Source organism: Prosthecobacter sp. (assembly GCF_044378005.1).
Lineage (GTDB): Bacteria > Verrucomicrobiota > Verrucomicrobiia > Verrucomicrobiales > Verrucomicrobiaceae > Prosthecobacter.
The window spans coordinates 1-8,209 of record NZ_JBILYB010000201.1 but is presented as its reverse complement, the minus strand read 5'-3'; the positions used below and the strand labels follow the sequence as shown (position 1 = coordinate 8,209).

General features: G+C 60.1%; 7 protein-coding genes. 6 read left to right on the top strand and 1 reads right to left on the bottom strand.

Features of this window, described 5'->3' with window-relative positions:
* A partial coding sequence (locus AC6FTP_RS24050) for an FAD-dependent oxidoreductase (protein WP_497209450.1) occupies window positions 1–693 on the top strand: 693 nt, incomplete at its 5' end.
* Window positions 694–762: 69 nt separating this feature from the next.
* Here the strand turns inward: AC6FTP_RS24050 and AC6FTP_RS24045 are convergent.
* Window positions 763–1,575 (bottom strand): IclR family transcriptional regulator, encoded by an 813-nt coding sequence (locus AC6FTP_RS24045; protein WP_497209449.1) that lies wholly within the window; start codon window positions 1,573–1,575, stop codon window positions 763–765.
* An 87-nt stretch (window positions 1,576–1,662) separates the two neighbouring features.
* Here AC6FTP_RS24045 and AC6FTP_RS24040 point away from each other — a divergent pair, with 87 nt between their 5' ends.
* From AC6FTP_RS24040 to AC6FTP_RS24020, 5 genes are all read left to right on the top strand, one after another.
* On the top strand, window positions 1,663–2,391 hold the full coding sequence (locus AC6FTP_RS24040) for an SDR family oxidoreductase (RefSeq protein WP_497209448.1): 729 nt from the start codon (window positions 1,663–1,665) through the stop codon (window positions 2,389–2,391).
* A 13-nt stretch (window positions 2,392–2,404) separates the two neighbouring features.
* Window positions 2,405–4,510, top strand: coding sequence for a beta-propeller domain-containing protein (locus AC6FTP_RS24035; RefSeq protein ID WP_497209447.1), 2,106 nt, complete (start codon window positions 2,405–2,407; stop codon window positions 4,508–4,510).
* A gap of 95 nt (window positions 4,511–4,605) precedes the next feature.
* Window positions 4,606–6,207, top strand: a complete 1,602-nt coding sequence (locus AC6FTP_RS24030; protein WP_497209446.1) for an FAD-dependent oxidoreductase — start codon at window positions 4,606–4,608, stop codon at window positions 6,205–6,207.
* Window positions 6,204–7,253, top strand: a complete 1,050-nt coding sequence (locus tag AC6FTP_RS24025; RefSeq protein ID WP_497209445.1) for a GNAT family N-acetyltransferase — start codon at window positions 6,204–6,206, stop codon at window positions 7,251–7,253. The genes AC6FTP_RS24030 and AC6FTP_RS24025 overlap by 4 nt, the downstream gene beginning before the upstream one ends.
* Before the next feature lie 23 nt (window positions 7,254–7,276).
* The coding region (locus tag AC6FTP_RS24020; RefSeq protein ID WP_497209444.1) for a hypothetical protein at window positions 7,277–8,209 on the top strand (933 nt) is incomplete at its 3' end.

Here is an 8,209-nt window from a genome sequence, read left to right as displayed (position 1 = left end):
CATTTTGGCGGTCAGTTTGACTGGCCAGATGCCAGCTATCAGAATCGTGCTCGCATTTACGAGGACCACATGGATTACACGCTGGGCCTGCTGTATTTCCTGGCCAATGATGCGGCTGTGCCCAATCATGTACGATCCGACATGAAGAAGATCGGTCTGCACAAAGATGAGTTCGTTGACAACGGCAACCTGCCTTACCAACTCTATGTCCGCGAGGCACGTCGCATGAAGGGCGAGTATGTGATGACGCAGCATGATGTGCAGGAGAATCGCCGCAAGTCCGACAGCATCGGACTGAGCAGCCACTTCATCGACTGTCATCACGTCCAGCGTGTCGCTTTGAATGAAAACGAGTTCGTCAATGAAGGTCGTATCTGGCGCATGGGCCATGCGAACCAGATTGCCTATCGCGCACTGACTCCGAAAGCCGTCGAATGCACGAATCTCCTCGTTCCTGGAGCTGCTAGCTATTCTCATGTCGCCTTCTGTACACTGCGTTTGGAAAGCGTGTGGATGATCACGGGTCATGCGGCAGGGATAGCCTCTGCGATGGCTTTGAAAGACGGAAGCGATGTTCAAAAAGTAAATGTCCCAGCCTTGCAGGACAAACTCCGGACGCAGCATCAGGTTGTTGATTTCATTCCCAACCAACCTGAGAAGTGTGAGCACCTCAACGGTCCTCCAGAGTTTTGAATCGGAGTGAGCGAGGCAAGCAACTGCAACCCTTCCGCCAGATCACACTCGGTCTAGGGTCCGAGCGCATCATGTTTGACCGGTTGCAGTCGGATGCCCAAGCCGTTGTGAAAGATGCTCTGCGAACTGCTTCACCTTGGCTCCGAGCTTGTCCAGGCTGCCTGGTGTGACGCGATCTGACGGGCCGCTGATCCAGATGGAGGCGACGGGATGGCCGCGATGATCGAAAACGGGGGCGGCGACGCAGGCGAAGGTTTCGCTCTCTTCGCCGCGGTCGAGGGCGTAGCCTTGTGCATGGACTTTTTTGAGTTCGGTGAGGAAAGCCGTGGCGCTGGTGATGGTGTGACGCGTGTGTTTGGTGAACTTCATCTGCTGCACGAACACCTTCTGTGTCTCCGGATTCCAATAGGCGAGCATGGCCTTTGCGGGCGCGGCGGTGTGCAGGGTGAAGGCGTGGCCGATCTCGACGACGACTTTCACCGGATGCGAGGACGGCACCTGATCAAGCACCACGCCATGATTGCCGGCCAGCGTGCCGAGTAGCGCGGTCTCGCCCGTGGCATCGCGCAAGGCGGTGAGGATGGGCGCGGCCGCCTGGATGAGGCGTTCGCCACCGACGGCGGCATGGCCGAGGCTGAGAAGCTTACGGCTGGCACGGTAGATCTTCGTGGCCTCGTCGCGCTCAGCATAGCCGCGGAGCGTGAGCGTGGTGGCGATGCGGAAAACGGAGTTTTTCGGCATGTTGAGCGCCTCGGTCATCGCGGTGAGGGTCATGCCTTCTGGGTGTCGCGACAGCAGCTCCAGCAGATCCAGGGTGCGGTCGAGGATGGGCACCTTGTAGCGGCTGAGAGGGTTGATGACTGTTTTTCGGACCTTCGGCATGCGTTTGATATACAAAACAAGATTTGGGATTGCAAACGCGTAGTGAGTGGCCTTGAATTAAGTTCTTCATTTCAACACTCGGACCAAATGACAAACCTCACTGAATCCACGATCATCGTCACCGGCGGCTCGCGCGGCTACGGCGCGGGCATCGCCGAGGCCTTGGTCAAGGCAGGAGCACGGGTCTGGATCACCGGACGCGATGCCGTCAGGCTTGACGAAACGGCCCGGCGCATCGGAGCCACGCCCTTCGTCGCTGATGTGGCGGATGGAGCGGCGTGGGACCGGCTGATGGCCGAGGTGCTGGCTCAAACGGGGCGCCTTGATCTCTTGATCAACAATGCCGGTGAAGGGGTGAAGATTGGCCCGGCGAGTGAACAGACGGACGCTGCCATCGAGCAAAGTCTTGCCAGCAATCTTACGGGGGCCATGCTCGGCTGCCGTCGGGCAGCGGCGATCATGCAGAAGCAAGGCAGTGGCCTCATTGTGAATATCGGCAGCGCCTGCTCCACGCATGCCTGGCCGGGCTGGAGCGTGTATTCTGCCGCGAAGGCGGGTTTGCTCATGTTCACGCGCTGCCTGCTCGCCGAGCTGCGGCCACACGGCGTGCGCGTGACCTCCATTTTGCCGTCGTGGGGACAGACGGAGTTCACCGAGGCCGCAAACTTGCCGCCGCGTGATCCTGCGGTGCTCGCCCAATGCATTTCGCCTGCCGACTTGGGTGATCTGCTTGTTCAAATCGCCCAACTGCCCGCGCACCTCGTGACCGAGGAGATCAAGCTCTGGCCGATGGTGCAGCCGATAGCTCAACTTTAATCCAACTGCTAACATGCGATTACTCATCTTTCTCGCCCTCGCCCCGCTGCTGCATGCCGCGGAGCATTCGATCAAACCCGGTGACAATCCGCAAGCGGTGATGGATCGCGCGGCTGCGGGCGACAAACTGGTCTTTTTGCCCGGTGTGCATCAGCACGGCCTCACGAAACACCGCTCGATCCTGTGCGTAGACAAATCGATCCACATTGAGCTGAGCGAAGGGGCCACGCTGAAGCTCGCGAACGAGGCGACGAAGCTCGAAGCACTGCCCGAGATCACCACCGATCAGGATGCGGGCAAGAAGCTCGATGATTTGGAAATGGGCGGAGGCTTTGACCTCATCAAGCCCTGCATCTTCACCATCCGGATCGACTCCGAAGGCAGCAATGGCCATGCGGACACCTTTGCGTGGGGTGTGTTTGAAAGCGCGGACAATCCGCAGGGCATCGCGAAGCTACCGCCTTCCGCCAGCAAGTTTGCCGAGACGCCGCATCAGCGGGTGGCGATCACCGGCGACTGGCAAATGCTGGCCCACGGCGTGCAGATTCGCTTTGGTAGCAAGACAGGGCACAACAAAGGCAGTACCTGGTTCAGCACCTATGATGGCCCAGTGGCCTATGGCATCCGAGTCGGCCATGGACGCCAGCCGGACAGCATCGAAAACGTGCGCATCACTGGCAAGGGCACCATCGACATGAATGCCACGCACAACGTGCAACCCGGCTTCCTCGTAAAGGACATCAACGCCTGCGTCCTCGTCCATGGTCGCGTGCGCGGCGTGCTGGTGGAAGGCATCACGATGATCGACACGAACCGCTCCGTGATGTGCTACGGCGAGCACACGGGCAAGTTCCTGGCTGGAGGCAAAACCGGACCTGGCGAGTCCTTTGACGCCGAGGACATCACCATCCAGCGCACGCGCACGATCAATCCGAACGGCTCCGGCTATTTGCTCGGCCACCCCTCATTCCGCGGTCATCTGCGCAACGTGAGGTGCAACTACAACTACATGGAAACCGGCGTCACCAGCATCGAGCCGAACTTCAATCTCGATGGTTACGAGGTCATCGGTAACGTCATCAAGAGCGGCGGCAGCGCCATTCATTGCTGGCGCTGCTCGCGCAACGGCTTCGTCATGGACAACCTGCGCATCGACGACATCAAAGTACAGCACGTCGTGCATCTCGGTGCGCCGCGTGGCTGGGAAAGCCCCGAGCCGCCTCTTCAGCGGAACAATCGCAACCTGCTCAGCGATCCCGTGCCAGTCGGCGCGCCGCATGTCGCACCTTTTGGTCGTCGTTTGCTCGTCAGCGACTACGGCGGCAACAAAGTCGCGATCATCGCTGCCGATGGCCGCGTGGAGTGGGAGCATCCCGCCGAGAAACCGCAGGACGTTTGGAGGCTCGCCAACGGCAACGTGCTCTTCAGTCACCTGCGCGGTGCCCGCGAGGTCACGCTCGACCACAAGATCGTCTGGAGCTATCTCGCCCCGGAAAAGACCGAGGTACACGGCTGCCAGCCTTTGCCCGATGGCAACGTCATGGTCGTCGAATGCGGCACGAAGCGGCTCATCGAAGTCGGTCGCGATGGCCAGATCGTGCGCGAGATCGCCGTGCCGGTGAAAACCAAGAACACGCACGACCAGATGCGAGGCTGTCGTCGCACTCAGGATGGTCGTTACCTCATCAGCGCCAAAGGCGACCGCGCCATCCTCGAACTTGCCGCTGATGGAAAACTCCTTCGTAGCATCCCGACACCCGGCGATCCCCACGAAGTTCGGGAATTGCCCAACGGTCATCTCCTCATCGCCTGCGGTGAGGGGGAGGCCATGCTCGAACTCGACCGAGAAAGCAAAACTGTGTGGAAGCTCGGCACGCAAGATGTGCCGAACAATCCACTGCGTCTCATCAGCGGCTTTCAGCGCCTGCCCGACGGGCACACCCTCGTCATCAACTGGCTCGGCCACGGCTACCTCGCCAGCACCGCCCAGTTCTTCGAACTTGACGAGCAAAAGCACATTGTACGCCAATTCACCGATCACGCCCGCTTCGTCAGCATCAACAAAGTGCAGGTCCTCGATGTTCCCGGTGATCCCGCGAGGAACGAGGTATGGCGGTGAGAAAGTGGTTTCGGCTTTAGCCGAACTATGTGCGTTGAAGGAGGTTAAAAAGCAGTCACCTTTGCCTCATGAATCTCCGATATTTCCTCCCTGCCATGCTTCTATCGATCGGCTCCACCCTGGCGGCTCCGATGGAAACCGATCTGTGCATCTACGGCGGCACGAGCGCGGGGGTGATCGCGGCAGTGCAGGGGGCAAAGATGGGCCAAAAAGTGGTGCTGGTTGAGGCTGGGCAGCATCTGGGCGGTATGAGTGTGGAGGGGCTGGGAGGAACGGACATTGATAACCAGCCGTTTCAAAACAGCCGCGCGGTGGGTGGGATGGCGCTGGAGTTTTATCGCCGCGTGAGTGTTCAATATGGACGCTCGGAGGCGTTTGAGGCGATGCTGGCGGCGAAGGGCAAGAACACGTCGCTGTGGCGGTTCGAGCCGCATGTGGCCGAGGCGGTTTGGGAGGCGTGGGTCGCGGAAGCGGGCGTCACGGTGCTGCGCGGGCATCGTTTGAAGGAAACGAACGGCGTGACGAAAGACGGCACACGCATCACGGCGCTGCATTTTAACAATGGGGCCGAGGTGCGGGCGCGGGTGTTCATCGACGCGACTTACGAGGGCGATCTGCTTGCGTTCGCAGGCCTGAGCTTTGCCGTGGGGCGTGAAGGCAATGCGAAGTATGGCGAGACCAACAACGGCATCCGCACCGACACCACGCACAAGCAGCACGACAAACCCATCGACCCCTATGTGACGCCGGGTGATCCGAAGAGCGGCCTCATCTTTGGCGTGCAGGACTCACCGCTCGGCGAGCACGGCGCGGCGGACGAGAGCATCCAGGGCTACTGCTTTCGGCTCTGCCTGACCAAGGCCCCGAAGAACCGCATTCCCATCGAAAAACCCGCGAACTACAACGCCGCGCACTACGAGATGCAGCGACGCTACCTCGCCGCAGGTGGCGTCATCAGCCCACCCCATGCTGCCGTGCCGAATGGTAAGAGCGATCCCGGCACATGGCACTCGCTTGCCTCAAACTTCACCGGCTGGAATCATCGCTACCCCATCGCGAGCTACACCGAGCGCGAAACGATGCTGCGTGAGAGCCGCGACTACATCCACGGCCTGTATTGGTTCATGGCGCATGACGAGGCCGTGCCCGCGAAGCAACGCGAGGCTTGGGCCGCTTGGGGTCTGTGCCAAGATGAGTTCACCGACAGCGGCGGTTGGCCGCGTGTCTTTTATGTCCGCAACGGCCGCCGCATGGTCGGCGACTTCGTTTTAACCGAGGCGCAGCTCCGCAAAGCGAACCCCGAACCCGTGAACGACAGCGTGGGCATGATCTGGTGGCCACCGGACTTCCACAGCGCCCGTTGCCTCGTGAAAAACGGTCGCGTGTGGAATGAAGGCGCCGTCTTCAATGTCTCCAAAGAGCCCGACTGGATCCCCTGCGGCATCCCGTATCGCTGCCTCGTGCCCAAGGCCGTCGAATGCACGAACCTCCTCAGCCCCACCTGCCCGTCATCGAGCTACGTGGCCTACGGTGCCTATCGCATCGAGTTCACCTTCATGGCCGCCGCCCAATCCGCCGCCACCGCCGCCGCGATGGCGCTGGAAGCTGGCACCTCCGTGCAAAGCGTGGACTACAAGAAGCTGCGTGAGCGTCTGCTGGAGGATAAGCAGGTTCTCGCGATTCCTCATGGATCATGAATACGGAGACGCATCACATCCGCCTAGCCACGGAAGCCGATGCTCCAGCTTTGGAAAGGCTGATCCACCTCTCCGTGCAAAAACTCCAGGCACACTGCTACTCCCAGGCACAAATGGATGCCGCTATGGGTGCTGTGTTCGGCGTGGATCGACAGCTCATCCGTGATGGCACCTACTTCGTCATTGAGCGTGATGACCTCATCATCGGCTGTGGCGGTTGGAGTCGGAGAAAGGCCGTGTTTGGGGGCGATCTGGATCGCGTGGGCGAGAGCGAACTGATCGACCCGCGCACCGAGCCCGCACGGATTCGCGCCTTCTTCGTGCATCCAGACTGGGCTCGGCGAGGTGTCGGAAGCGCGATCCTTCGGGCATGTGAGGAAGCGATCCGCGCCGCTGGATTTGATCGCATCACGATGGTCGCCACGCTGGCTGGCGAGCCGCTTTATGCTCGCTTCGGTTATGCCGTTGAGGAACGCTACGCGGTGCCCATGAGCGATGGATTGACCCTGCCTGTGGTGCGAATGTCCAAGCATCTGCCGCGTGTGATGAGTTCAGCTATTTCCAAAGCAACGATCCAAGACCTTACAGACCTGCTGACTCTGGTGAAGGATTGCGTCGCGGCCATGCGAGCTGCTGGCATTGAGCAATGGGACGAGATTTATCCTCATGCCGACAACATCAGTGCCGACATCGCAGCAGGCACGATGGATGTTTTGAGAGCCGATGGCGACATCGTCGCCTGCATCACGGTGGATCAAAACCACGACCCGCTGTGGCAAGGTCTGGACTGGAGCACCGACAGTGAGCCTGCGGCTGCCCTGCATCGGCTCATGGTGCATCCATCGCAACAAGGCCGGGGCCTTGCGAAGCAACTCATGCTTCATGCGGAGGCCGTTGCACGATCCCGAGGATGCCTCAGCATCCGGCTCGACACCTTTCTGCAAAACCCAGCCGCCATGGCACTCTATCCTCGCCTTGGCTATCGCCCGACAGGTACGGCGATGATGAGGAAAGGCGAGTTAGCTGGATTTGAGAAGCTTCTATGACACCAGTCGTCTCCGATCACTTTATGAAACGACTTTTCCTGATCCTCATCGCGTCGTACTCAGCGTGTTTTCTCAGCGCGGCGGATGTCAAAACCGCCGCTGACCAAGCCCACTCCGAGATCTGGCGGCGCTTCATCGACGAGTATGGGATCATGATCGACTTCGCGGACATGGACGGGAAGGTCTCGCTGCCGACGCCAGAAGAGTGCAAGGCGGGCAAACCGAACGCGCTGGGATGGTGGGCACCGATTGAAAATGGGGCAATGTTCAACGGGCTCTACATGGACGCAGCGGTGAATCGCTGGAAGCGTACGAAGTCCGCAGAAGATGCCGACAAGGCACGCAAGCTCATGGAAGGGCTGCTGCTGCTGAACTCGATCAGTGAGGTGAAGGGCTTCGTGGGTCGCGGCGTGAGCACGGATGGGAAGTCGCACTACCCGATGGGCTCGAACGATCAGACGATGCCGTGGTTCCTCGGCCTGTGGCGCTACTGGGAGTCGGAGCTTGCTACCGAAGCGGAGAAGACGCGCATCGCGAAGCATCTCGCCGAAACGGCTGAGGAGATCGTCCGTCTTGGGTGGCAAATGCCTGCCGAGGAGCCTTTCAAAGTGCGTGGCAGCTTCAATGGCTTCCACTTTGAAGAGGCTGCGCGAATGCTCTTCACCATGAAGATGCTGCATCGTGTCACGGGTGATGAAAAATGGCGCACGATGTATCTGGCGGAGCTATCGAAGCGTGGTGGCGAGAAGCAGCTCTCGAAGCGCGAGATCTGCATCGGCGGGATGGTGTTTTGGTATTCCAAGAATCACAACTGGACCTCATGCGCAGCCGTGGGCGGCTTGCGCGGCCTGTGGGAGCTGGAGATGGACGCAGCACTCAAGGCCGACTTTGCCAAAGGCCTCGTCGCGAGCGCGAAACTGGCGGCGGAATGGCTTTCACTCGCGAAGCAATTCGAC